Source organism: Streptomyces sp. SirexAA-E, assembly GCF_000177195.2.
Lineage (GTDB): Bacteria > Actinomycetota > Actinomycetes > Streptomycetales > Streptomycetaceae > Streptomyces > Streptomyces flavovirens.
This window is the reverse complement of sequence record NC_015953.1, coordinates 574,456-599,375: the sequence shown is the minus strand read 5'-3', so window position 1 is coordinate 599,375 and position 24,920 is coordinate 574,456. Positions and strand designations below refer to the sequence as shown.

The 24,920-nt window shown below is 72.1% G+C and carries 22 protein-coding genes; 13 read left to right on the top strand and 9 right to left on the bottom strand.

The annotated features are described in order from the left end of the window. Nucleotides 1-6: 6 nt before the first annotated feature. Nucleotides 7-693, bottom strand: a complete 687-nt coding sequence (locus tag SACTE_RS02580) for a hypothetical protein (protein ID WP_014044468.1) — start codon at nucleotides 691-693, stop codon at nucleotides 7-9. 379 nt (nucleotides 694-1,072) lie between these two features. Next, nucleotides 1,073-2,143, bottom strand: coding sequence for a LacI family DNA-binding transcriptional regulator (locus SACTE_RS02575; protein WP_026359048.1), 1,071 nt, complete (start codon nucleotides 2,141-2,143; stop codon nucleotides 1,073-1,075). A 212-nt stretch (nucleotides 2,144-2,355) separates the two neighbouring features. Here SACTE_RS02575 and SACTE_RS02570 point away from each other — a divergent pair, with 212 nt between their 5' ends. The 11 genes from SACTE_RS02570 (at nucleotide 2,356) to SACTE_RS02520 (ending at nucleotide 17,294) form a co-directional block, all read left to right on the top strand. Beyond that, the gene (locus SACTE_RS02570) at nucleotides 2,356-3,600 is read left to right on the top strand and encodes an extracellular solute-binding protein (RefSeq protein WP_026359049.1); all 1,245 of its coding nucleotides are present in this window, start codon (nucleotides 2,356-2,358) and stop codon (nucleotides 3,598-3,600) included. Nucleotides 3,601-3,602: 2 nt separating this feature from the next. Further along, complete coding sequence (locus tag SACTE_RS02565; RefSeq protein WP_014044465.1) at nucleotides 3,603-4,532, top strand: sugar ABC transporter permease; 930 nt, start codon at nucleotides 3,603-3,605, stop codon at nucleotides 4,530-4,532. Between the two features lie 5 nt (nucleotides 4,533-4,537). Beyond that, nucleotides 4,538-5,437: a carbohydrate ABC transporter permease gene (locus SACTE_RS02560; protein WP_014044464.1), complete on the top strand. Its 900-nt coding sequence runs from the start codon at nucleotides 4,538-4,540 to the stop codon at nucleotides 5,435-5,437. A 90-nt stretch (nucleotides 5,438-5,527) separates the two neighbouring features. After that, nucleotides 5,528-7,930, top strand: coding sequence for a glycoside hydrolase family 3 N-terminal domain-containing protein (locus SACTE_RS02555; protein ID WP_014044463.1), 2,403 nt, complete (start codon nucleotides 5,528-5,530; stop codon nucleotides 7,928-7,930). A 279-nt stretch (nucleotides 7,931-8,209) separates the two neighbouring features. Next, nucleotides 8,210-9,478 carry a glucarate dehydratase family protein gene (locus SACTE_RS02550; protein WP_014044462.1) on the top strand — a complete coding sequence of 423 codons (1,269 nt, stop codon included), beginning with the start codon at nucleotides 8,210-8,212 and terminating at the stop codon, nucleotides 9,476-9,478. Between the two features lie 63 nt (nucleotides 9,479-9,541). Then, nucleotides 9,542-11,080, top strand: coding sequence for a sodium:solute symporter family protein (locus SACTE_RS02545; protein ID WP_014044461.1), 1,539 nt, complete (start codon nucleotides 9,542-9,544; stop codon nucleotides 11,078-11,080). Nucleotides 11,081-11,154: 74 nt separating this feature from the next. Next, on the top strand, nucleotides 11,155-14,355 hold the full coding sequence (locus SACTE_RS02540; protein ID WP_014044460.1) for a glycosyl hydrolase 115 family protein: 3,201 nt from the start codon (nucleotides 11,155-11,157) through the stop codon (nucleotides 14,353-14,355). A 24-nt stretch (nucleotides 14,356-14,379) separates the two neighbouring features. After that, entirely contained in the window at nucleotides 14,380-14,781 is a 402-nt protein-coding gene (locus SACTE_RS02535) for a hypothetical protein (protein ID WP_014044459.1), read from the top strand. A gap of 142 nt (nucleotides 14,782-14,923) precedes the next feature. After that, entirely contained in the window at nucleotides 14,924-16,030 is a 1,107-nt protein-coding gene (locus SACTE_RS02530; protein ID WP_014044458.1) for an NADH:flavin oxidoreductase/NADH oxidase, read from the top strand. Between the two features lie 60 nt (nucleotides 16,031-16,090). Beyond that, nucleotides 16,091-16,819, top strand: a complete 729-nt coding sequence (locus SACTE_RS02525) for a class I SAM-dependent methyltransferase (RefSeq protein WP_014044457.1) — start codon at nucleotides 16,091-16,093, stop codon at nucleotides 16,817-16,819. Nucleotides 16,820-16,919: 100 nt separating this feature from the next. After that, entirely contained in the window at nucleotides 16,920-17,294 is a 375-nt protein-coding gene (locus tag SACTE_RS02520) for a helix-turn-helix transcriptional regulator (protein ID WP_176724345.1), read from the top strand. Nucleotides 17,295-17,331: 37 nt separating this feature from the next. Here SACTE_RS02520 and SACTE_RS02515 read toward each other — a convergent pair whose 3' ends face one another. Further along, nucleotides 17,332-17,997, bottom strand: coding sequence for a DUF305 domain-containing protein (locus tag SACTE_RS02515; protein WP_014044455.1), 666 nt, complete (start codon nucleotides 17,995-17,997; stop codon nucleotides 17,332-17,334). A 175-nt stretch (nucleotides 17,998-18,172) separates the two neighbouring features. Between SACTE_RS02515 and SACTE_RS02510 the strand changes: the two genes are divergently transcribed. Next, entirely contained in the window at nucleotides 18,173-19,669 is a 1,497-nt protein-coding gene (locus SACTE_RS02510; RefSeq protein WP_014044454.1) for a hypothetical protein, read from the top strand. Nucleotides 19,670-19,855: 186 nt separating this feature from the next. On the opposite strand, the gene SACTE_RS02505 is transcribed toward SACTE_RS02510, so the two are convergent. The 5 genes from SACTE_RS02505 to SACTE_RS02485 form a co-directional block, all read right to left on the bottom strand. Continuing rightward, nucleotides 19,856-20,050 (bottom strand): hypothetical protein, encoded by a 195-nt coding sequence (locus SACTE_RS02505; RefSeq protein WP_014044453.1) that lies wholly within the window; start codon nucleotides 20,048-20,050, stop codon nucleotides 19,856-19,858. Between the two features lie 128 nt (nucleotides 20,051-20,178). Next, nucleotides 20,179-20,904: an HAD-IA family hydrolase gene (locus SACTE_RS02500; RefSeq protein WP_014044452.1), complete on the bottom strand. Its 726-nt coding sequence runs from the start codon at nucleotides 20,902-20,904 to the stop codon at nucleotides 20,179-20,181. Nucleotides 20,905-20,934: 30 nt separating this feature from the next. After that, nucleotides 20,935-21,621: a phosphatase PAP2 family protein gene (locus SACTE_RS02495; protein WP_014044451.1), complete on the bottom strand. Its 687-nt coding sequence runs from the start codon at nucleotides 21,619-21,621 to the stop codon at nucleotides 20,935-20,937. Between the two features lie 35 nt (nucleotides 21,622-21,656). Then, nucleotides 21,657-22,592, bottom strand: coding sequence for a M56 family metallopeptidase (locus tag SACTE_RS02490; protein ID WP_014044450.1), 936 nt, complete (start codon nucleotides 22,590-22,592; stop codon nucleotides 21,657-21,659). 87 nt (nucleotides 22,593-22,679) lie between these two features. Continuing rightward, entirely contained in the window at nucleotides 22,680-23,261 is a 582-nt protein-coding gene (locus tag SACTE_RS02485) for a DUF5134 domain-containing protein (protein WP_014044449.1), read from the bottom strand. A 230-nt stretch (nucleotides 23,262-23,491) separates the two neighbouring features. Here SACTE_RS02485 and SACTE_RS02480 point away from each other — a divergent pair, with 230 nt between their 5' ends. Next, a complete protein-coding gene (locus SACTE_RS02480; protein ID WP_014044448.1) occupies nucleotides 23,492-24,040 on the top strand; it encodes a GNAT family N-acetyltransferase in 549 nt (182 codons plus the stop codon). 18 nt (nucleotides 24,041-24,058) lie between these two features. Here the strand turns inward: SACTE_RS02480 and SACTE_RS02475 are convergent, their stop codons facing one another. Continuing rightward, nucleotides 24,059-24,742, bottom strand: coding sequence for a glycerophosphodiester phosphodiesterase family protein (locus SACTE_RS02475; protein ID WP_014044447.1), 684 nt, complete (start codon nucleotides 24,740-24,742; stop codon nucleotides 24,059-24,061). Nucleotides 24,743-24,920: the final 178 nt, after the last annotated feature.

Genomic DNA, 24,920 nt, shown 5'->3' with positions numbered 1-24,920 from the left:
GCTCCCTTACGGCTGTCGCGGGTCCGTGTACGGGTCGACGCGGGGCACCGGTCCCGGCGCCGGGGCCGAACCGCCGTAGGGCGGCGTGACGCCGGGGGAGGGCGACGGGTATCCGTCGTCCCCCGCCGCGGGACGGGACCGGTCCCGACCGCCGGATGCCGGGGCCGGGCTGCCACCGCCTGCGCCGCCGTCCGCGGACTTGACGCCCTTGCCGATGCGGGCGGTGGCGAAACCCAGCAGAGCGGCTCCCGCCAGGAACGCGCCCGGGCGCCTCCGGGCGAAGTCCTGCAGGTCGCCGACGAGCCCCTCGGGACCCCGGTGCTCGATACGGGAGGCCACCTGGTGGCCGCCGTCGGCGACCTGACGCACGGCGCGGGCGGCCGACGAACCGTTCCGGTCGCTGTCGCTCATGTCCCGCAGTTCGTCGCTCAGCCGCCGGACGTTCTCCGCGAGACGTTCCGTCTGTGTCCGGGCCTGTTCCCGCAGTTGCTCCCGCAGTTCGCCGGCGACGTCACGGGCACGGGCGGTGGCCTCACCCGCGACGTCGGACACCTGGTCCTTCGCGGTGCCCGCCACCTCGCCGGCCTTGTCGCTCACGAGCCCGGCGCCCTCGCCGGCCTTGTCGCGTACGGCCGGTGGTACGGCCTCGGATGCTTTGCTGCCCAAGCGGTCGGAACCGTCGAAGTCACTCAATGTTCCTCCTCGGTCGGTCCTGCCGGTACCCGGCATGTGTGGTCATGGGGTCGGACGGACCGCGTCCTTACCCATCATGACGACTCTGACAACATGCGCAAAACGGGCTAATTTGCCCGGCTTTCCCGGCCGTTCCCGGCCCCTCACTCCGTGCTCGCGATTCCTCACGGGGCGGAGCGCCGCCCCGTGGCAGGGCGCTGTCGGGTACCGGTGGTACGTCCCGGCGTCCGCGACGGTCCGTATGCGGCGGGTGACGCTCCCGCCTGCCTTCTCGGTGTCCAGCCCGCCGGCTCCGGTCGTTGCGTGACACGTCGTTGCGTGACACGTCGTTCCGTGACGAGGGGTTCCGTGACAAGGGATTCCGTGACGAGGCGGGGTGTCACGCCTGCGGGCGCTCGGCGGGCGGTGCCGTGCTGCTGCGCACCACCAGGCTGGTCGCCAGGTCGACCCGGGTCGTCGCGGGCTGCCTGCCCCGGCCGAGGTCGAGCACCAGACGGGCCGCCGTCTCGGCCATCTCGATCAGCGGCTGGCGCACCGTGGTGAGCGGCGGCCCGATCCAGCGGGTGACCGGCAGGTCGTCGAAGCCGACCACGCTGAGGTCCTCCGGGATGCGCAGCCCCAGTTCACGCGCGGCCTCGTAGACACCGAGCGCCTGGAGGTCGTTTCCGGCGAAGATCGCGGTGGGCGGCTCCGGCAGCCGCAGCAGCTCCAGCGCGGTGCGGTAACCGTCCTCGTGGTTGAACTCGCCCTCACGGACGAGCTCGGAGTCCATGGGCAGGCCCGAGGTCTCCAGTGCGGCGCGGTAGCCGTCCAGCCGGGCGCGGCTGCACATCATGCGGGCCGGGCCGCCGATGACGCCGATGCGCCGGTGTCCCAGGCCCGTCAGATGGCGGGTCGCGGCGAGACCGCCCTGCCAGTTGGCGGCGCCCACGGAGGGGATGTCGTCCCCGGGGTCCCCGGCCGGGTCGACCACGACGAACGGGATGGAGCGGCTGTTCAGCTGGGCGCGCTGGGCGGCGTCGAGGTCCGACAGGACCAGGATGACACCGGCCGGCCGGCGCGCCAGGACGCCGTCCACCCATGTCTGGCCCGGCGTCAGGCGACCGGCGCTCTCCGACAGGACCAGGCTCAGGCCCTCCTCCCGGGCGACGTTCTCGACACCCCGTACCACCTCCATCGCCCAGGCGCTGTCCAGTTCGTGGAAGACCAGGTCGATGAGCTGGGACTGCTGGGAGGCGCCGCGGCGGCGGCGGTAACCGTGCCGGAGCAGCAGTTCCTCCACCTTCGTGCGCGTACCGGGGGCGACATCGGCGCGGCCGTTCAGCACCTTCGAAACTGTCGGAGCCGAAACTCCGGCCGCTCGGGCGATCTCCGCCAGCGTGGCGGTGCTCTCCGACGACGCGCCGGCGGACGCCTTTTCCTGTGGTGGCTGGACCTTTGCGGGGCTCATGCACGAATCGTAGCCGCACATCCCCTCCGGCAGGCGACGGGCAAGGATCGTAAATCCTTGGTCCTGCCCTCTTGACGGGCCCGAAACACGACCGTACGGTTCCGGCAACATTCGAAAGGCACGCCGAAACATTCGACAGAGGTGCGGTCATGCGGTCGGGGATTTTCAGTCAGGGCACACGTACGACGAGATGGGCCGCAACCGCTGCGGCGCTGGCGATGACCGGCCTGCTGGCCGGCTGCGGATCCGGGGACAGCGGGTCGGACGGCGGCACCATCACCGCCTATGTCTACGGTGACGACTCGGTCAAGGTTCAGCAGGCCGCGGTCGATTCGTTCAACAAGACCTCGAAGGTCAAGGTCAAGCTGGTGTCGGTTCCCGGGACCGACTACGTCAACAAGCTCCGCAGCGCCATGGGTTCGCCCAACGCCCCGGACGTCTTCTACAACTGGGGCGGCGGCTCCATCAAGCCGTACGTCGACGCGAAGCAACTCGTCGACCTGACCTCCACGGTCGAGAACGACGCCACGCTGAAGGACGGCTTCCTCCCCTCGATCATGACCGCCGGCGGCCTCGACGGGAAGATCTACGGGGTGCCGATGCGCGGCATGCAGCCCGTGATGCTCTTCTACAACAAGACCCTCTTCGCGAAGCACGGCCTGGAAGCGCCCAAGACCTGGGAGGACCTCCAGAAGGCCATCACCACCTTCAAGGCCGAAGGCATCACGCCCTTCGCGCTCGGCGGCAGCGACAAGTGGCCCGAACTGATGTGGATGGAGTACCTCCTGGACCGCATCGGCGGCCCCGAGGTCTTCCAGAAGATCCAGAACGGCGACACCGACGGCTGGGGCGACCCTGCGGTCCTCAAGACGGCACAGACCGTCAAGGGACTGGTCGACCAGGGTGCCTTCGGCAAGAACTTCAACTCGGTCGACTACGGCAACGGCGGAGCCCCGACGCTGCTCAACAAGGGCAAGGCCGCCATGCACCTCATGGGGTCGTGGGAGTACTCGACGCAGCTGGGCAAGGCGCCCGAGTTCGCCGAGAAGGACCTCGGCTGGACCACCTTCCCGACGGTGGCGGGCGGGGTGGGCGACCCGGCGAACATCGTGGGCAACCCGACCAACTACTGGTCCGTCAACGCCCGGACCAAGTACAAGGACGCCGCCGTCGAGTTCCTGAGGACGATGGCGTCGAAGACCTACGCGCAGTCCCTCGTCGACAACGGTGACGTCCCCACCACGTCCAACGCCGCCTCGATGCTGAGCGGTTCCCCGAACCCGCAGTTCGCCACCGACCAGTACCAGATGGTCGAGAAGGCCCCCAGCTTCACCCTCTCCTGGGACCAGGCGCTCGAAGCGCAGTACGCCACCCCGCTGCTCACCGAGATCAGCAAGCTGTTCGCGGGCAAGACGACCCCTGAGAAGTTCGTCGAAGCGATGAAGGCCGCCAAGTAGACATGTCCCACCACACTCCGGTAGCGAAGACGCGCGGAGACAGGAAGGCGGCCGTCGGCAACGTCGGCCGCCCGCCGGTCAGCTGGGCCCTGCCCGGCATCGTCTTCTTCGCCGTCTTCGCGATCATCCCGCTGGGGATCGCCGTCTACCTCTCCTTCTGCGACTGGGACGGACTCAACTCCCCGTCCTTGACCGGCCTGGACAACTGGTCCCGGCTGTTCAAGGACTCGGAGTTCGGCCAGGCCGCCTGGCTGAGCCTCCTGCTCACCACGATCAGCTGGGTCTTCCAGACCCCCGTGGCGCTGCTGCTGGGCGTCTGGGCTGCGGGCCGCCAACGCAGCCGGGCCGTGCTGTCGGCGATCTTCTTCATCCCGCTGCTGCTCTCCACCACCGCGATCGCCATGCTCTTCCACGCCCTCCTGGACCCCAACTTCGGTGTCATCAAGGAGATCGGCCCCTGGATCGGCGTCGACCCCAACGTGATGGGATCGTCCACCGGCGCCCTGCTGGTCGTCGCGTTCGTCGGCGGCTGGCAGTTCATGCCCTTCCACACGCTCATCTACCAGGGCGGCGCCCGGCAGATCCCCGAGGTCCTCTACCAGGCGGCCTCCATCGACGGCGCCGGCATGGTGCGGCAGTTCTTCCACATCACCCTGCCGCAGCTGCGCCACACGATGACGACCTCCTCGGTCCTGATGATCGTCGGCTCGCTGACCTACTTCGACACCGTCCTCATCATGACCAAGGGCGGCCCCGGCACGGACACCACGATCCTGCCCTACCTGATGTACCGGACCGGTTTCCAGACCTACGACCTCGGATACGCCGCGGCCATCGCCACCGCGCTCGTCGTTGTGGCCACCGGTATCTCGCTGATCATGGTGCGCCTCAGTGGCTTCGGCTCCATGCGGTCCACCCGGGAAGGTATGTGACGCCCATGTCGACCGACACCCGTCCCGCCGCGCCGCGGCAGCGTTCCGCTCCCGCCCCGCGGCCGGGCAGGGGCCCGGCCCGCCGCCGCAAGCCGTTCGGCAACCCGGTGGCCGGCGTGGGCTCGCTCATCTGGCTCGTCATCGTCCTGGTACCGCTCTACACACTGGTCTCCGCCTCGCTGATGCGGCAGGACCAGGCACTGAACGGCGACCCGCTGGCGATCCCCACGGACCCGACCCTGGAGAACTACAACACCGTGCTGGACAGCGGGTTCCTCACGCTGCTCGGCAACACCGCGATCGTGGCCGTGGTCACGGTCGTCCTGGTGCTGGTGTTCTCCGTCCCGGTGGCGTACGTCGCCGTGCGCACCCGCAGCCGGCTCTCGTCGCTCGCCTTCCGGACCTTCCTGCTCGGCGTCGCCATCCCGGCGCAGGCGGTGATCGTGCCCCTCTACCTGCTGATCGGCAAGATGGGCCTCTACGACACCCTGTGGGCGATCATCCTGCCCACCGCCGCCTTCGCCATGCCGGTCGCGGTCCTGGTGCTCAGCGGCACCATGCGCGACGTCTCCGAGGAGATGTACGAGGCGATGTCGCTCGACGGCGCCTCGCCCGTGCGGATGCTCTGGCAGCTGGCGGTGCCGCTGTCCAGGGCCGGGATCTCCACCGTGGCGATCTTCTCCGCCCTCCAGGCGTGGAACGGATTCCTGTTCCCGCTGATCCTGACGCAGTCGGAGGAGAACCGGGTACTGACGCTGGGGCTCTTCAACTTCATGACCCAGTTCGGGGTGAACATCCCCGCCGTCCTGGCCGCGATCGTCCTCTCCGTCGTGCCGATCTTCGCCGTGTACCTCGTGGCCCGTCGCGCGCTGGTCAACGGACTGATGGGGGTGGGCGGCAAGTAGGAGGCGCTCGCACATCCCCTTGTGCGCACCGCCTCCTGCACACCCACGCCGCCCCGCACCACCGCACTCATGAGAGGAACCCCTGCCGCCATGGCAATCCACCCCGTCCCGCCCGCCCGACAGGCCGAGCAGGTCCCCGCCACCGACGGCCCGTGGCGCGACCCTTCGCTGAGCCCCGAGGAGAGGGTGGCCGATCTGGCGGCCCGGATGACCCTCGAGGAGAAGACCGCCCAGCTGTACGGCATCTGGGTGGGCGCCGACGCCGAGGGCGACGGAGTCGCGCCCCACCAGAACGACATGGTCGACACGGTGGACTTCGAGGAGATCACCACCCGCGGACTCGGCCAGCTCACCCGGCCGTTCGGCACCGCACCGGTGGACCCCGGCGTCGGCGCCGTCGCGCTGGCCCGCGCCCAGTCCCGTATCGCGGAGGCCGGCCGGTTCGGCATCCCGGCGCTCGCCCACGAGGAGTGCCTGGCCGGATTCACCGCCTGGGGCGCCACCGCCTACCCCGTCCCGCTCGCGTGGGGCGCCGCCTGGGACCCCGAGCTGGTCGGTGAGATGGCCCGGCGGATCGGCGAGGACATGCGGTCGGTCGGCGTCCACCAGGGGCTCGCCCCCGTCCTGGACGTGGTCCGCGACCTGCGCTGGGGCCGGGTCGAGGAGACCATCGGCGAGGACCCCTACCTGGTCGGCACCATCGCCACGGCCTACGTCAAGGGGCTGGAGTCCGCCGGGATCGTCGCCACGCTCAAGCACTTCGCCGGATACTCCGCCTCCGCCGGCGCCCGCAACCACGCGCCGGTCCGGGCGGGCGCCCGGGAGATGGCCGACGTCATCCTGCCGCCGTTCGAGATGGCGGTCCGCGAGGGCGGCGTCCGCTCGGTGATGCACAGCTACGCCGAGATCGACGGCGTCCCCGTCGCGGCCGACCCGACGCTGCTCACCGGACTCCTGCGCGACACCTGGGGGTTCACCGGGACGGTGGTCGCCGACTACTTCGCCGTCGGCTTCCTGGAGACCCTGCACAAGGTCGCGGCGGACCGCGGCGACGCGGCCCGTCTCGCCCTGACCGCCGGCGTCGACGTCGAACTGCCGACCGTGCGCGGTTACGGCGACGCGCTGGTGGCGGCCGTCCGCGCGGGGGCCGTCCCGGAGGAACTGGTCGACCGCGCCCTGCACCGCGTGCTGCTCCAGAAGTGCGAACTGGGCCTCCTGGACCCGCGGAGCACCGCCCTGCCCACCGCCCTCGACGGGGTGGACCCGGAGCGGGCCCGCGGCACCGTGGACCTCGATCCGCCACGCAACCGGGCTCTGGCACGGCTGCTGGCCGAGCGCTCCTGCGTCCTGGTGGCCAACCGCGACGGCGCGCTGCCGCTGGCCGGAACCGGGCGGATCGCGGTGGTGGGCCCGCGCGCCGACGACGCGCTGGCCATGCTGGGCTGCTACTCCTTCCCCAGCCATGTCGGCGTCTCCTACCCGGACATGCCCGTGGGCATCGAGATCCCCACGGCGCTGGACGCCCTGCGCGCGGAGTTCCCCGGCGCCCAGGTGGACTTCCGGCCGGGCTGCGACGTGGACGGCGACGACGACTCCGGCATCGCCCGGGCGGCGGACCTGGCCGCCGGCGCCGATGTGTGCGTGGCCGTGCTGGGCGACCGGGCCGGACTGTTCGGGCGCGGCACCTCGGGGGAGGGCTGCGACGCCGCCGACCTCGCGCTGCCCGGACGCCAGGCCGCGCTGCTGGAGGCGCTGCTGGAGACGGGGACGCCCGTCGTCCTGGTACTGCTCACGGGACGTACGTACGCACTCGGCGCGCACGCGGACCGGCTGGCCGGCTGTGTGCAGGCCTTCTTCCCCGGTGAGGAGGGCGGACCGGCGCTGGCCGGGATCCTGTCGGGGCGGGTCAACCCCTCGGGCCGGCTGCCCGTCGGCATCCCCGACGGCCCCGGCGGCCAGCCGTGGACGTATCTGCAGCCGCCGCTCGGCCTGGCCAACGGGGTCAGCAACCTGGACCCGACCCCGCTCCACCCCTTCGGCCACGGACTCTCGTACACGTCGTTCGCCTGGGAGCCGGGCACCGGCGCGCCGGACGAACTGCCCACCGACGGCGAGACGGATCTCGACCTCACGGTCACCAACACCGGTGACCGGGACGGCGCCGAAGTGGTCCAGCTCTACGTCCATGACCCGGTCGCCCAGACGACGCGCCCCCAGGCCCGGCTGATCGGCTACGCGCGGGTGCCGCTCACCGCCGGGGAGTCCCGGCGGGTCCGCTTCCGCTTCCACGCGGACCTCGTGTCGTTCACCGGCGCCCGGGGCCACCGGATCGTCGAACCGGGCGACCTGGAGCTGCGCTTCGCCACCTCCAGCGCCCCGGCGGACGTCCGGCACACGGTGCGCCTGCGCCTCACCGGCCCCGAGCGCACCGTCGACCACCGGCGCACCCTGGTCTGCGCCACCTCCGTCGAGCCGGTGCCCGCGGCCGGCTGACAGTCCGGGCGGCCTCGGTGGATCCACCGAGGCCGCCCCGCCGCCCTCCGTCCCCGGTATGCGCGCGCAGAGGGCGCCGAAACTTTCGAAGGCGGTCCCGTCCCGCCGCCCGGCCCGGGTTCGCGCCGGCGCGCCCCCACGGAGAGGTGTATGGCATGTCCAGGGCAAATATCGATGGCCCGGTCGCCGCCTCGCACCCCGTCCGGTACGGCCCGGCCCACGACACCGCCGCGTCCGGACGCGGCACACCCACCCTGGTAGCGGAAAGAGGCCACGCACATGACGGAAGCCCTCCGGATCACCGGAGTGAGGATCACCCCCGTCGCCTTCCGGGACCCCGCGCTGCTCAACGCGGTCGGCGTCCACGAACCCTTCGCCCTGCGAGCCGTCGTCGAGGTGACCACGGCCGACGGCCTGACCGGTCTCGGCGAGACCTACGCGGACGACGGGCACCTGCGCCGGCTGCGGGCGGCCGCGGACCTGCTCACCGGCATGGACGTGTACGCGCTCGGTGCCATGCACCGCGAACTGTCCCGGCTCCTGGCCGGTGACAGCGGCACCGACGGATCCGGGCTCACCGGGATGATCACCACCAGCAGCGCCGTCGACCGGGTCTTCTCCCCGTTCGAGGTGGCCTGTCTGGACATCCAGGGCAAGGCGGCCGGCCGGCCCGTCAGCGATCTGCTCGGCGGCGCGGTCCGCGACCGCGTCCCGTTCAGCGCCTACCTCTTCTACAAGTGGGCCGGGCACCCGGGCGGCGAGCCCGACGACTGGGGGGAGGCCCTGGACCCGGAGGCGATCGTCGCGCAGGCCCGGCGCATGATCACGGACCACGGCTTCACCGCGATCAAGCTCAAAGGCGGGGTCCGGCCGCCCGAGGAGGAGACCGAGGCGGTCCTCGCCCTCCGCCAGGCGTTCCCCGGGGTGCCGCTGCGGCTGGATCCCAACGCCGCCTGGAGCGTGCCCACGTCCATCGAGGTGGCCCGCCGGCTGGAAGGCGTCCTGGAGTATCTGGAGGACCCCACCCCCGGGCTCGGCGGCATGGCCCGGGTGGCCCGCGAGACGCCGATCCCGCTCGCCACGAACATGTGCGTCGTCGCCTTCGGGCACCTGGCGCCCGCCGTGGCCCAGGGCTCGGTCCAGGTGGTGCTGTCCGACCACCACTACTGGGGCGGGCTGCGCCGCTCCACCCTCCTGTCCGGGATCTGCGACACCTTCGGCATGGGCCTGTCCATGCACTCCAACTCACACCTCGGGATCAGCCTGGCCGCCATGACCCACCTCGCGGCCGCCACCCCGAACCTCACCTACGCCTGCGACACCCACTGGCCGTGGAAGGACGAGGACGTCGTGGTCCCCGGCGTCCTCACCTTCACCGGCGGCGCCGTACGCGTCCCGACCGCGCCGGGCCTCGGCGTGGAACTGGACCGCGACGCGCTCGCCCGGCTCCACGAGCAGTACCTCACCTGCGGACTGCGCAACCGGGACGACACCGGATACATGCGGCGGATCGACCCGGACTACGAGAAGAAGACGCCCCGTTGGTAGTGCGCCGCGGCCGGCGCCCCCCCGCCCGCCCCGGTACGCCCGACGCACAGCAAGGAGTTCTCGATGGCCATGCTCGACTGGGCCGCCCTGGGCGGCTACTTCCTGGTGATGCTGCTCATCGGCCTCTGGTCGCACCGCCGCGTCGGCAACGTCGGTGACTACTTCACCGGCGGCGGCCGGATGCCCTGGTGGCTGTCCGGCATCTCCCACCACATGTCCGGCTACAGCGCCGCCGTCTTCGTCGCCTACGCGGCGATCGCCTACAGCTACGGCATCACCGTCTACGTGTGGGCGTTCCTGCCGCTGGCCTTCGGCACCGCCGTGGGGGCCTGGCTGTTCGCCCCTCGCTGGCAGCGGCTGCGGCAGCGGTACGCCGTCGCCTCGCCGCTGGAGTACCTCGCCGCGCGGTACGACATACCCACCCAGCAGGCACTCGCCTGGAGCGGCGCCCTGCTCAAGGTCTTCGACGTCGCCGCGAAATGGGCGTCCGTCGCCGTGCTGCTCAACGTCTTCACCGGCATGTCGATGACGGTGGGCATCCTGATCACCGGCGTCGTCACCCTGCTCTACTGCACCGTCGGCGGCCTCTGGGCCGACGCGCTCACCGACTTCGGGCAGTTCGTCATCCAGGGCGTGGCCGCCCTCGCGATGCTCTGGGTCGTACTGGACCGGCTCGGCGACGGACCGTCGGGGCTCGCGACCATCTGGGACCGGCTCCCCGACGGGCACGGCCGGCCCCTCGTCGGCCCGTACACCGCCGCCTTCCTCGGCGCGTACGTCGTCGTGAAGCTCTTCGAGTACAACGGCGGCATGTGGAACCTGGCCCAGCGCTACATGGCCACCAACTCTCCGAAGGCCGCCCGCCGTTCGGCCGCCCTCTCCGCCCTGCTGTACGTGGTGTGGCCCGCCGTGCTGCTGTTCCCTCCGGTCGCCGCGGCGGTGCTGCTGCCGGACATCGCCGACCCGGAGAAGGTCTACGCGCTGATGGCCGAGTCCTATCTGCCGGCCGGACTGGTGGGGCTGACGCTGGCCGGGATGTTCTCCCACACCATGGCGATGGCCTCCTCGGACGCCAACGCGGTCTCCGCCGTCGTCACCCGCGACATCATCCCCGCGGTGGTGCGCCGCGCCCGCGAGCTGTCCCCGGCCACCGCACTGCTCCTCGCCCGCGTCTGCACGGTCGTCTTCATCGGCGTCAGCATGGCCGTCGCCATCGAGGCCGACCACTTCGGCGGCGTCCTCGGCATCATCGTCGGTCTGGTGGCGGCCGTGATGGGACCCATCTCCATCCCGATGCTGCTCGGACTGCTCCCCGCCTTCCGGCGGTTCGGGCCCCGCGCCGCCCTCTCGTCCTGGGCGCTCGGCCTGCTCGGCTACGTCCTGGTGAAGTTCGTGCTCGACAGCACCGACCAGACGCTCGTCATCGTCACCCCGCTGGCCACCTCGCTCGTGGTCTACCTCGTCGTCGGCCTGACCGGTCCGGAGCCCGACGACACCGCGGACGCGATCGTGGCCGCGCTCTCGCCCGCGCCCGACGGGGACGACGTGCCCACGTCGGCTCCCGGCCCGCGGCCCGCCGCCGCACCCGGCACCACCGACTGACCCGCCCTTCCGGGCCCGCGCCCGCACAGCGCGGGCCCGCTCGTCACGCATACGCACCCATGGGGAGAGCCAGCATGGACCAGCACACCCCGCATCACACCAGCCGCAGGTCGCTCCTCGGGGCCGGCCTCGGCATCACCGCGCTGACGGCGACCCCGCTCGGGTCGCTGACGGGACTCACCGGCGAGGCGGCGGCGACACCGCACGGTCCGGCCGGGCCCGGCACCGTACGGTCCACCGACCCCGGCGCCTATGTCTCCTTCACCCCGCGGTCCGGGGCGTTCGCCCTGGTCGAGGCGGGGCGGGCGGTCCCGCTGGTGGTCAGTGACCGCGACCACCCCGGCGTCGTCCGGGCGGCCGGCGACCTCCGGGACGACATCCGGCGGGTGACCGGTGCACGCCCGGCCCTGGCCGCCGACGTGCCGGCGCGGGCCCGCGAGATCGTCCTGATCGGGACCATCGGCCGCAGCCCGCTGATCGACCGGCTGATCGCCTCCGGCAAGCTGGACGTCTCCGGCGTCGAGGGCGCCTGGGAGACCAGTTTGCAGACCGTCGTCGACGCGCCGCTGCCCGGTGTCGACCGCGCCTTCGTCGTCGCGGGCAGCGACCAGCGCGGCACGATCTTCGGGGCCTACGACGTCTCCCGGGGCATCGGCGTCTCGCCCTGGTACTGGTGGGACGATGTCGTCCCCGTCCACCGTGACGCGCTGTACGTCCTGCCCGGCCGGTACAGCCAGGGAACCCCCGCCGTGAAGTACCGCGGTTTCTTCGTCAACGACGAGAACCCCGCCCTCGGCACCTGGGCCCCGGCGTACTTCGGACCCGGCAAGGCCCCCGGCTTCGAGGGCGGCTTCAACTCCGGCTTCTACGCCAAGGTGTTCGAGGTGATGCTGCGACTCAAGGCCAACTACCTGTGGCCCGCCGTGTGGGGCCGCGCCTTCGCCGAGGACGACCCGCTCAACCACGCCACCGCCAAGGCGTACGGCGTGGTCATGGGCACCTCCCACGAGGCGCCCATGATGCGGGGCATCGAGGAGTGGAACCGCCACGCCGTCGCGGCCGTACGCGACGCCGAGGGGAACGTCACCACCCCCGGACACGACCCCTACGGCGGTACCGGCGAATGGTCCTTCCGCCGCAACGCCGAGGCAGTCAAGGCCTATTGGCGCGAGGGCGTCCGCCGCATGGCCGACGAGGACTTCGAAGGCGTCGTCACCCTCGGCATGCGCGGCAACGGCGACGTCGGCCTGCCGGACGGCGACGGGATCGAGCTGATGCGGGAGATCATCGCCACCCAGCGGGCGATCCTGGCCGACGAGCTCGGCTCCGAGACCGCGGTGCCCCAGGTGTGGACGCTCTACAAGGAGGTCCAGCACTACTGGGACCGCGGTCTGCGCGTGCCCGACGATGTCACCGTCGTCCTCACCGACGACAACTGGGCCAACCTCCGCATGCTGCCCGACCTCGCCGAGGACGACCGCAGCGGCGGCTACGGCCTCTACTACCACTTCGACTACGTCGGGGTGGGCCGCAACTACAAGTGGGTCGACACCACGTCGCTCCCCAACATGTGGGACCAGCTCCACCAGTGCGCCGCGTACGGCAACCGCGGACTGTGGGTCACCAACGTCGGCGACCTCAAGGGCAACGAACTGCCCACCCAGTTCTTCCTGGAGTACGCCTGGAATCCGGACCGCCGGCCGCTGGAGAAGCTCCCGGAGTGGGAGGAGGGCTACGCCCGGCAGAACTTCGGCGAGAAGCAGGCCGAGGAGATCGCCGGCGTACTGCGCGCGTACGCCGCGCTCCAGTCCCGCCGCAAGCCCGAACTGCTCAACCGCAGGATCACCCTCGACCCGGCCAAGGACCTCGCGACGGACTCCTCGGCCGTCGTGTACGACGACGAGGCCACCCCCTTCAGCCTGGTGGACTACCGCGAGCTGGAGCGGGTCACCGAGGAGTGGCAGCGGCTGGACAGAACCGCCGAGCGCGTCCGCCGCAGGCTCCCGGCATCCGCCCAGGACGCCTGGTACGAGCTGGTCGGCTACGCGGTACGGGCCACCGCCAACCTGTACGCCCTGCGCGAGGCGGAGTTCACCAACCTGCACTACGCGCCGCAGGGCCGGGCCCTGACCAACGAACTGGCGGCCACCGCCGAGGCGCGCCTCGAGGACGACTTCGCCCTGGCCCGGCGCTTCGGCACCGAGGTCGCCGACGGGAAGTGGGAGGGCTTCCAGTCCCAGCCGCACATCGGCTACGGCGACGTGGAGCGCTACGGCCCCAACGCCCCCTGGCAGCAGCCCGAGCTGAACGACGTGGCGATCGCCGACGAGATCTTCCCGGCCGTCAAGCGGATCACGCTGCCCCGGCGCGCCGAGATGGGCGTGGCCGTCGACGGCTCGGAGCACTGGTGGCCGGGCGGTGCCGAGGACGGCGGCGCGCCGGAACTGCCGGTCTTCAGCCCGTACCAGAGCCAGCCCGCGCAGTACGTCGAGGTGTTCAACCGCGGCACGGTGCCCTTCGACTTCCACGTCCGCACCGGCGCACCCTGGCTGGTGGCCGACCGGACCCGGGGGAGGGTGAGCACCCAGACCCGCGTCACCTTCCGGGTGGACTGGGCCCGCGCGCCCAAGGGAGTCACCCGGGTCCCGGTCACCGTCACGGGCCCCGGGGGGCGTGAGGTCGTCGTCCGGGCCGTGGTCGACCGCCCCCGTACGGACCGCTCCCGGCTCACCGGATTCGTCGAGGCCAACGGGTACGTCTCCATCGGCGCCGACCACTTCCACCGCGCGGTCGGGCGCGGTGGCGTCTCCTGGCGCCGCATCCCCGGCATCGGCCGCACCGGCGCGGGCATGGAGCCCTTCCCGGTCACCGCGCCCCGGCAGACCCCCGGCGGCACCGGGTCCCGGCTGGAGTACCGTCTCAGCCTGTTCACCACCGGACCGGTCACCGTCTGGGCGTACCTCTCGCCCCGCAACAACACGCTGGCCTCCGACGGGCTCACCTACGCCGTCTCCTTCGACGACGACGCGCCGCGGTCCGTCGACATCACGAAGGCGACCGGTTCCGACGACGGTGCCATGAACCCGCAGTGGGCCCGCAACACCTCGGACAACGTCAACCGCACCGGCACCGCGCACCACATCGGCCGGGCCGGGACGCATGTGCTGAAATTCTGGATGGTCGACCCGACGGTGGTGCTGCAGAACCTCGTGGTCGACACCGGCGGCCTCAAGCCCAGCTACCTGGGCCCGCCGGAGAGCCTCCGGCTGAGCTGACCGGGGCGGGACGAGGAGGCGCGGATGGGAATCCGGATCGAGGACACCGAAGGGCGCGGGGCGACGCTGGAGGTCACCCCCGGGCAGCCGGGGGACCGGCCGCGGGTCGGCATCCTGATCGAGGACCCGTCGGGCCGCGCCTCCTGGTCCTGCTCCCCGGCCGCGGCCAGGGAACTGGCCGCGGCGCTCGCCGGCGCGGCCCGGGAGGCGGAGGAGGAGCCGTCGCGGCCCGTCACCGTCAAGGCGCGCGACCTGCTGCGCGGGGACGTCCGGGACGGGCACCGGGTCATGACGGTCGAGGCCGTCCGGACGGACGGGGCGAACGTCCAGGTGACCTGGGCCTCGGACGGCGGCCGCAGCTGGAGCCAGGTGTACGCGGCCGAGACCGACATCCGGCTCCGGCGCCGACTGCGCCCCGGAGGCTGAGGAGGCGGAGCCGGGGGGCTGGTACGACAGGTTGCGTATTACGGTGGATCTCGTAGTACGGTGAATCTCGTACGAGTCGCGGCCCGGTGTGCCCGGGCCGCGCCGTCCGCCCTGCCGTCGCACCCGAGGAAGCGGAGCCCCCGTGAGCGCCCTGTTCGAGCCCTACACCCTGCGGTCACTGACCGTGCCCAACCGCATCTGGATGGCACCCATGTGCCAGTACAGCGCGGAGCCGTCCGGGCCGGACACGGGCGCGGCGAACGACTGGCACCTCGCCCACTACGCGTCCCGTGCGGCGGGCGGTACCGGCCTGGTCCTGGTCGAGGCCACGGCCGTCAGCCCCGAGGGCCGGATCAGCCCCGCCGACCTCGGCCTCTGGAACGACCGCCAGACCGAGGCGTTCCGCCGCGTCACCGGCGCGCTCGCCGCGCAGGGAACCGTCCCGGGGATCCAGCTCGCCCATGCCGGCCGCAAGGCGTCGCACGACCGTCCCTGGCGCGGCGGCGGCCCCATCGCCGAGACGGACCCGTCCGGCGAGGGCTGGCGGACGGCCGCCCCGAGCCCCCTCCCGTACGACGAAGGCCACCCGGTGCCCGCCGAGCTGACCACCGACGAGATCCAGGAGGTCGTCACCCGGTTCGCCGACGCCGCGCGCAGGGCCCTCGCGGCCGGCTTCCAGGTCGCGGAGATCCACGGCGCGCACGGGTACCTGATCGGGCAGTTCCTCTCCCCGCACACCAACCGCCGCACCGACGCCTACGGCGGCTCCTTCGAGAACCGCACACGCCTCGCGCTGGAGGTCGTGGACGCGGTGCGCGCCGTCTGGCCCGATGAGCTCCCGCTGTTCTTCCGCATCTCCGCCACCGACTGGCTGAGCGAGAACGCCGAGGACGACCGGGAGGGCTGGACCGGCGACGACACCGTGCGCCTGGCCCGCGAACTGCGGGCCCACGGCGTCGACCTGCTGGACGTCTCCACCGGCGGGCTGGCGCCGAGGGCGAGCATCCCCGTCGGGCCGAACTACCAGGTGCCGTTCGCCGCGCGGGTGCGCACCGAGACGGACCTCCCGGTGGCCGCCGTCGGGCTGATCACCGACCCTGTGCAGGCCGAGAAGATCCTCACGGAGGGCGAGGCGGACGCCGTCCTGCTCGGCCGTGAACTGCTGCGCGACCCCTACTTCGCCCGCAACGCGGCGCGTGCGCTGGGCGGCGACGTCGCGATACCCGAACCGTACGGCTACGCGATCTGACGAGGTGCCGGCCGGGACGCCGGCCGTCCGGGCCGGTGTCCGTCGGTACGCTGGGCGGCGATGTTCACTCCTCAGGGACCCACCCTCCCCGAACTGGCCGTCCAGGCGCTCTCCTCGACGATGCGCGGATACGACCTGCTCGCCCCGAAATTCGACCTGACGCCCTACCGGACCCCGGACCGCGTGCTCGACGCCGTCGCCCGCGCGGTCCGGCCGCTCGGCCCCTTCGACCGGGGACTCGACGTCTGCTGCGGAACCGGGGCGGGCGTGGAGGTCCTGCGCGGGCTGTGCCGGCGGCGGGTCACGGGCGTCGACTTCAGCGCCGGCATGCTGGCCGTGGCCAGGACCGCCGCCGGTGACGCCGGTACCGGCCCCGCGGTGGACTGGGTACGTGCCGACGCCCGGGCCCTGCCCTTCGGGCCCGTCTTCGACCTCGCCCTGAGCCTGGGCGCGTTCGGGCACTTCCTGCCCGCCGAACGGCCCGGCCTGTTCGCCCAGGTGCACGCCTCGCTGCGACCGGGCGGCAGCTTCGTCTTCCCGGTCGGCGCGCCGCCCGCGGTCGGCTCGCGGGCGTACTGGTCGATGCTCGGATTCGACGCGGCCATGCGGGTGCGCAACGCGCTGTGGCGCCCGAGGTTCGTCATGTACTACCGCACGTTCCCGCTCACCGGGGTCACGGACGACCTGGTGCGGGCCGGATTCGGGGTGCGGCTGCTGCCGCTGGAGGATCTCGGGCGGCGGGCGGACGGCAGCCCCAGGGCCCGGCTCGTGGTCGCCACCCGCGGGTGACCGCGGCCGCCCGGTGCCGGGGCGGGCCGGAGCCGCGACGCCCCTCGTACACGGAGCCACGACGTCTCTCGTACACCGGAGCTACGACGCCTCTCGTACAATGGACAGCCCAGGACGAAAGGGAGCCACCGTGACGCCCAACGCCCGTGCGCTCGCGCATCCCTCACGCGAGGAGATCCGCGTCGAGGGCGTGCTGCACGCGCTCTCCGACCCGATACGGCTGCGGATCGTCCGCCGGCTCGCGGGCGCGGGGGACGAACTGGCCTGCTCCCACTTCGACCTCCCGGTGTCCAAGTCCACCAGCACGCACCACTTCCGCGTGCTGCGGGAGAGCGGGGTCATCCGCCAGGTCTACCGCGGTACGGCGAAGCTGAGCGTCCTGCGGGCCGAGGACCTGGACGGCCTCTTCCCCGGCCTGCTGGACAGCGTGCTGGGCGCGGCCGAACTCCAGGCGAAGCGGCTCGGCGAGGACTGAGCCCCGGCCGCGTGCCGGGGCACGGGCGTCCCGGGCCTCAGGTCAGCAGGGCGCGCATCCGGTCGATCTCCACGGTCTGCTGGGCGAGCACGTCCCCGGCCATCTCCTCGATCAGCACGTTGTTGCCGTCCGAGAGGGCCTCGGTGGCCATGGTGATCGCCCCTTGGTGATGCGTGATCATCAGCGTCAGGAACAGCTGGTCGAACTCCTCACCCCGGGCCGCCCGCAACTCCTTGAGCTGGGCCTCGGTCGCCATCCCCGCCATGGCCGAGTGGTCGTGCGCCTCCGCCTCGCGCTCGTCGCCGCCGTTGTTCGTCAGCCAGCCCTCCATGGCGCCGATCTCCGGCTGCTGGCCGGCCGCGATGCGCTCCGCCAGCCGCTTCACGGAGGTGGAGGAGGCGCGCTCGGGGACGAGCCCGGTGAGGACGACGGCCTGCTTGTGGTGCTCGATCATCATGCGCGCGTACCGGAAGTCGGCGGAGTTGGGGCTGTCGTTCCCGGCGGCCTTCACCGCCTCGTCCGGGGAGAGTGTCCTGGCCGGCTCACCCGGCCTGCCGGGGGCCACCACCGCGGGGCCCGCGGCCTTCTCCGCGGCCTCCCCGTCGCCGCCGTCCGCGTCACAGCCGCCCAGCGCGAGCACGGCGGCCGCGAGCGTCCCGAGGACGGCTGCGCGCCCGCGCGCGAGGTGACGGGGTATCAACACGGTGGCCTCCTGTGCCGCACGGATGTGTCGCAGACCGTCCTAACACCTTCCGCGAGGCGGTGATCAGAAACTTTCATTACATCTCTGTTGCCGTCTGTTGGTGTGTACATGATACGGGCGATACTGCCGGGGTCCAGGAACCGTTCACCTGCGGACGGACACAAGGGAGGAATCAGTGACCTCGTTGCACACCACCAGCGTGCGGCGCAGACGTCTGGGAGTGGCGGCAGCCGCGGCCGGGCTGATCGCCACGCTGTTCACGGCCGGACCCGCGGCCGCGACGCCCGACCCCGGTGACACCGCCACCACCAGCGGCGGTGTCTCCGTGAGCCGGCAGGCCGAAGCGGAGGCGGAAGCCGCCATCAGGAGCGGTGAGGTACCCGGTGTGGACGAGATCGTCCACAGCGACAACATCCAGCACCTCACCAACGTCCCCAAGGACGCGCTCCAGGGGCTCAACACGGACCTGGCCTTCCAGGGCGATTACGCCTTCGCCGGCAACTACGACGGCTTCCGCATCTTCGACATCAGCAACCCGAAGAAGCCGAGGACCGTCGCGCAGGTGCTCTGCCCCGGTTCGCAGAACGACATATCCGTCTCGGGTGACCTGCTGTTCCTGTCCACGGACTCCTCGCGCAGCGACGACTCGTGTTCCAGCACCACCCAGCCCGCCACGGAGAAGTCCTCCTGGGAGGGCATGAAGGTCTTCGACATCAGCGACAAGCGTCACCCGAAGTACGTCGCCGCCGTCGAGACCGCGTGCGGCTCGCACACCCACACGATCATCCCGGAGCGCCGGGACGTGTACATCTACGTCTCCTCGTACGCGCCCAACGCGGCGTTCCCGGACTGCCAGCCGCCGCACGACGGCATCTCCGTCATCAAGGTGCCCCGCAACGCGCCGGAGAAGTCCCGGATCGTGAACTTCCCGGTGCTCTTCCCGGACGGCGGGAACCCGGGCGCGCCGACCAACCCCGGCGTGTCGCAGACCACCGGCTGCCACGACATCACGGTGCTGCCGTCGAAGGACCTGGCGGCGGGCGCCTGCATGGGCGACGGTCTGCTGTTCTCCATCAAGGACCCGGCGCATCCGAAGATCATCGACAGGGTCCAGGACAACGTGAACTTCGCGTTCTGGCACTCCGCCACCTTCAACCAGAAGGCCGACAAGGTCGTCTTCACCGACGAACTCGGCGGCGGTGGCGCGGCCACCTGCAACGAGGAGATCGGGCCGAACCGGGGCGCCGACGGCATCTACGACATCAAGGGCCGCGGCGACCACCGCAAGCTCGTCTTCCGCAGCTACTTCAAGATCGACCGCCCGCAGGCCGAGACCGAGGTCTGCGTCGCGCACAACGGGTCGATCATCCCGGTGAAGGGCAAGGACCTGATGGTTCAGGCCTGGTACCAGGGCGGGGTCTCCGTATGGGACTTCACCGATTCCTCGAAGCCGAAGGAGATCGCCTACTTCGAGCGCGGCCCCGTCTCCACGGACGCGGTCACCACGGCCGGCCCCTGGTCGGCGTACTACTACAACGGCTACATCTACTCCAACGACATCGCCAAGGGCTTCGACGTCCTGAAGCTGAACGACCGGCGCACGGACCCGGCGAAGAAGGTGCGGCTGAAGGAGCTCAACGTGCAGACGCAGCCGGAGTACTTCGACCGCTGACACGCGCACCCGCGCCCCTGCGGAACGAGATGTCCCGCCGGGCGGCCTCCGCCCGGCGGGACGTCCGCGGAATTCTCGTTGACCGGGAAGCCGGGCGGGGACATGATATGCCCCTGGTTCCGGCGATGCGGGGGATCGCCGGAACCGGCCGCGGCCCGTCGGGCGCCACCCGCTCCAGGGCGGCCGTCAGCCGGCTTCCGACGCGACGGCCGGCCGCACGCTCGTACCCGCCGCCGCGGCCCACTCCACCAGCAGCCGCTGGTACTCCGTCTCGTCCTCCGGGGACAGCAGTCCGCCCGAGCGCTGCCACAGGTCGCGGATCTCGTCGTTGACCACGGAGGCGGAGCGCACGGGAACGGAGGTGTTCGGGTACGGGGACATGCCTCCAGGCTAAGGCCGGGGTGCCCGTCCCCACGCCGTCCAGGGACGGGAGATCTCTCACATCTCCTCCCGGAATCCTTCACCCTCCGTACCACCGCGCCCTACCGGCGAGCACCTACCGCGCGGCGTCACACCGCGTGCGGATCAGGCTTCCTCGGCGTGTGCGGGGCCAGCCCGAGCGACGTGAGCCCGGACGGCCGCTCGGTCACCGGCAGATGGTCCACGAAGCGCACCTCACAGCCCAGCACGGCGGCGCCCGCGTCGGCCACGCGGTCGTCACCGACCATCACCGTCTCCGCGGGGTCGAGCCCCAGCCGTGCGCAGGCCGTGGCGAACAGGCGCGGATCGGGCTTCTGGACGCCCTCCTCGAAGGACAGGACATAGGTGTCGACCAACTCGTCCAGGCCGTGCGCGCGGAAGACCGGACGCAGGTCCCAGCCGATGTTGCTCACCACGCCGACCGCCGTACCGGCGCCGCGCAGTCCGGCCAGGACCTGTGCCGCGTCCGGATAGGGCTGCCAGGCCGCCGGGCTCATGTGACGCTCGTACAGCGCGTCGTACAACCCCGGATCAGGCAGGTCCACCTGGCGCGCCAGGCCGGTGTACGCCCGCCGGTGCAGGTCCGCGCTCCGGTCGCGGTCGGCCCACACCTCGGCCAGCTCCGGCGGCACCCGCCGCGGCGACGGGCCGCCGGGGAGCGCCCCCGCGAGGGTCAGCCCCTCGGTGTACGCGGCGAGATCCCGCCGCTCCACCGCCGTACCGCGCTCGTCCAGTACGGCGCGCAGCCAGGTCTCGACGGGTTCGATACGGAAGAGGGTCCCGGAGAAGTCGAAGAGCACGCCCTTGATTCGCATGGACCGATCGTCGCCGTTCCCCGTCCCCCTTCACAAGCGCGGCACCGCTTTGCCCAGCCCCGCAGGGCGCCCGGGGTGACCGGCGGCACAGAACGCGACGGCGGCGGCCCCCAGCAGGAACCCGCCCAGCACGTCGGACAGCCAGTGCACGCCCAGATAGAGACGGGTGAAGGACACGCCGGTCACCGACACCACCGCCACCGCCGCCCCGGCCCACCACAGGGCGGGTGCCACACCGGAGAGCCGCAGCAGCCACAGGAGCAGCCCGCAGCTGACCGTCGCGGTCATCACATGTCCCGACGGGAAGGCGGCGTACTGCGCGGAGTCCACGGGATCCGGCCATCGCGGCCTCTCCCGGCCGACCGCCGCCTTGATCCCCTGCTGGAGGAGCGAGGCCGCCACGCAGGTCACCGCCGTCCGCACGGCGAGCACCCGGGCGCCGCGCCGCCACAGGGCGATCACCACCACGGCGATCAGCGCGCGCATCGTCCACGGGTCCCAGACCCAGTCCGTCAGCACCCGGTTGACCCGGACCGCTCCGGGCGCGGCCACCGCCGAGCGGTGGAGCGCCTCGGCCACGGTCCGGTCCAGCGACATCAGGGGGGTCCAGCCCACCGCGACCAGGGCCAGCAGGACGGCGGACAGCACCCCGCAGACGATGCCCGCGGGCAGGGCGCGGCGGCGGATGGCGCGGGACGGACGCGGAGGGGAGTACATGGGGAGTGATCCTCGCGGACCGTCTCCCCGGTCGGCTAACCCAGAGCGCGGAGCGCCGGGACGAACGCCACCAACAGCGGTACGACGGGGACCAGCGCAGCGGCCGCCGTCAGCCGCAGCCGGCGGGCCGCGGTGAGCCGTTCCACCGGGGCGAGCAGCCGGTTCACCCGCAGCGGGAGCTGAGCCTGAGGGGCCGGGCCGGGGCCGAACACCCCACGGTCCTCGTTGAGTTCCACCAGGGCGAGGGCGATCGTGAGACGGCCGAAGCGCCGTGACGCCACATCGTCGGCGGCCAGTTCCACGAGCCGGTGCATCTCGTCGCGGAACGCGGCGAACACCGGCACCTGCGGGAAGCCCGTCGCCAGCGCCGACGAGCAGTGCCGCAGCCAGTCGTGGCGGGCCTGCGCGTGCCCCTGCTCATGGGCCAGTACCGCGTCGAGCTGACGCCCCTTCAGCCGGCCCAGGGCGGCGGTGGTGATGACCAGCCGGGGAGCCGTACCGGGAAGCCACCAGGCGTCCGGGCGCTCACCCTCCAGCACCACCAGGCGGCCGGCGCCCGGCTCCTCGCCCGGCAACAGCGGGGAACGGACCAGCAGTTCCGCGCGCCGCTGCCTGCGGCGCGTCCGGGCCCGCCGGACCTCGCGGACGAGCATCGCGGCCGTCCACAGCCCGCCGAGCGCGAGCAGCACCGCGATGACCGCCGACCACGGCCCGTACGCGCCCAGTGCGTACGCCTCCACCACCGCGTGCGGGGCGGGCGCGAAGACGTGACCCCGGACCGCCTGCCAGGCGGCGGCCGCGCTGAACGTCATGGAGAGACCGAAGGAGAGCAGCACCGCCGCCACCACGCACTGCCAGACCCACAGCGCCACCACCGGCTCGCGCTCCGGCCACCGGGCCCGGGCCATCAGGCCGGGGGCCACGACGGCGGCCAGCGCACCGAGCAGCAGCAGCACGAGGGAGACCAACATGGGTGTCAGCCTATGAGGGCCGCGGCACCCACCGATATGGCCGCGCGTGCCAAGTGACGCAGGACACGGCCGACGGGGGCCGCCGTCTCACAGGGTGAGCAGCATGGCGAACATCGCGATCCCCATCGTCAGCCGGCAGGCCAGCGCCAGCTCGGGACGGGCCCCCCAGGCGATGCGGGTCCCCACCGCGACCGGGGTGCCCGCCGGGGCCGCCGTCACGGGTATCAGGCCTCCCGCCGAGCGCAGGACGTAGAGCGCGTAGTAGGCCAGCAGTGCCCCGGTCAGCAGGGGCACGCCTCCGGCCGCCGCGTGGGCCGTGTGGCCCTCGTGCGCGGCTCCGGCAAGACCGGGGGCCATCGCCACCGCCATGTAGACCATGGCCAGCGAACCGACCAGGTGGTGCACGTGGTGCCCGCCGCTGCGCGCGCCCGTCAGGGCCCGCAGCGCGGCGGCGCCGAAGACCACCGCGTACACCGTCCACGCCCAACGCGGCGGTGTCAGCACCGCGGCGGGCAGGGCCATGGCGGCCATCCCGAAGGCCATGACCGCCTCCGCGCGTGCGGTCGCGCGTTCCCCCGCCGTGCCGCTGCGCGTGCGCAGCAGGCAGTACCCGCCCGCGACCGAGCACAGCACCATCAGCAGCCAGCCGGACAGCGCCGGTCCGTGCACAGCGCACCCCCTACGGCGATCGACGCCGGTGTCATCCGGTCCATGCCCAGCCCGGGCCGGTTCTACCGGGGCGCACGGGCGTAGAGACAGGCGTGCGGGGGGAGCGCGCGAGGCCCGCCGCCGGCGGTCGGTGCCGGGTCACGGCCCGGTGGCGAGCGGGCCCGTCACCCGAACCAGGCCGTTAGTCTCGGACGGCACCGTCGGCCACCACACACCCGGAGAACGCCATCATGGACACCGCACCGGCCACCGAGCAGTCACAGCTCACCTTCCGTGACGCCACCGAGGACGACGTGCCCGCCCTGGTGCGCCTCGTCCAGTCCGCGTACCGAGGCGACTCCAGCCGTGCCGGATGGACGACGGAGGCGGACCTGCTGGAGGGGCGGCGGACGGACGCCGACGGTGTGCGCGCGGTGATCGACGGACCCTCGAGCCGGCTGGTGGTGGCCGAGCGCGACGGCGAGACGGTCGCCTGCTGCCAGCTCGAACACCGGGGCGCCGCCGCCTACTTCGGCATGTTCGCGGTCGACCCCGCCAGTCAGGGCGGCGGCCTCGGCAAGACGGTCATGGCGGAGGCCGAGCGCGCGGCCCGCGAGGACTGGGGCGTGGGCGAGATGCACATGACCGTGATCTCGGTCCGCGAGGAGCTGATCGCCTGGTACGAGCGCCGCGGCTACCGCCGTACGGGAGAGATGAGCCCCTTCCCGTACGGCGACGAGCGTTTCGGCATCCCGCAGCGCGACGACCTCGCCTTCGAGCTGCTGGTCAAGAAGCTGTAGCCGGTCCGGGCACGGGGGTCAGGCGGTGAGGCGGCCCGCCCGGCGGATCTCCGGGTAGTCGGTCGTCGCGCCGTCCAGACCCAGCGCGTGCGCCAGCCGCAGGTGGTCCTCGGTGTTCACCACCCAGCCGATCACCTTCAGGCCCTCCGCGTGCGCCTGCTCGACCACCTCCAGCGTGAGGCGGCGGATGTTCAGTGCCAGCGTGGCCGCGCCCGCCGCCTTCGCCCTCTCCACGACGTCGCCGCCCCAGCGGCTCGCGATCAGCACCGTGCGCACCCCGGGCACCAGTTGCGCGATCTCGGCGACCGCCTCGTCGTGGAAGGAGGACACCTCGACCCTGTCGACGAGGCCGCGTCGGAGCATCACCTCGGCCAGCGCGCGTGCCGCCGCGACGTCCTTGATCTCCGCCTGCACGGGGGAGCCGACCGCGTCGAGCACCTCCTCGAAGACCGGGACCCGCTCGCCTCCGCCGGCGTCGAGCGCGCGGAGCTCCGCGAGGGTCTTCTCCGCGATCGGCCCGCTGCCGTCCGTCGTGCGGTCCACGTCCGCGTCGTGCATCACCGCGAGCGCGCCGTCCTTGCTCAGGTGCAGGTCCAGTTCCACGGCGTCCATGCCGGCCCGCTCGGCGTGCGCGAACGACCGCAGTGTGTTCTCCGGTTCCACGCCCATCACCCCGCGGTGACCGAGGATGAGAAAAGTCAAGACACCCCTGCTTCCGTCCGTCGTCGGCTGTACCGAGTGCAGTTCCTACCCAGACAACCAGTTCTTGTGCGCCGGGCGCCGAATCTCCTCCGCCCCGCGGCGGAAGAAGTTGCCTCAGGGATGTATGACAGGAAAAAACGCGGTGATAATGAGGTGTGACCGGATAATTTTCTGCTCT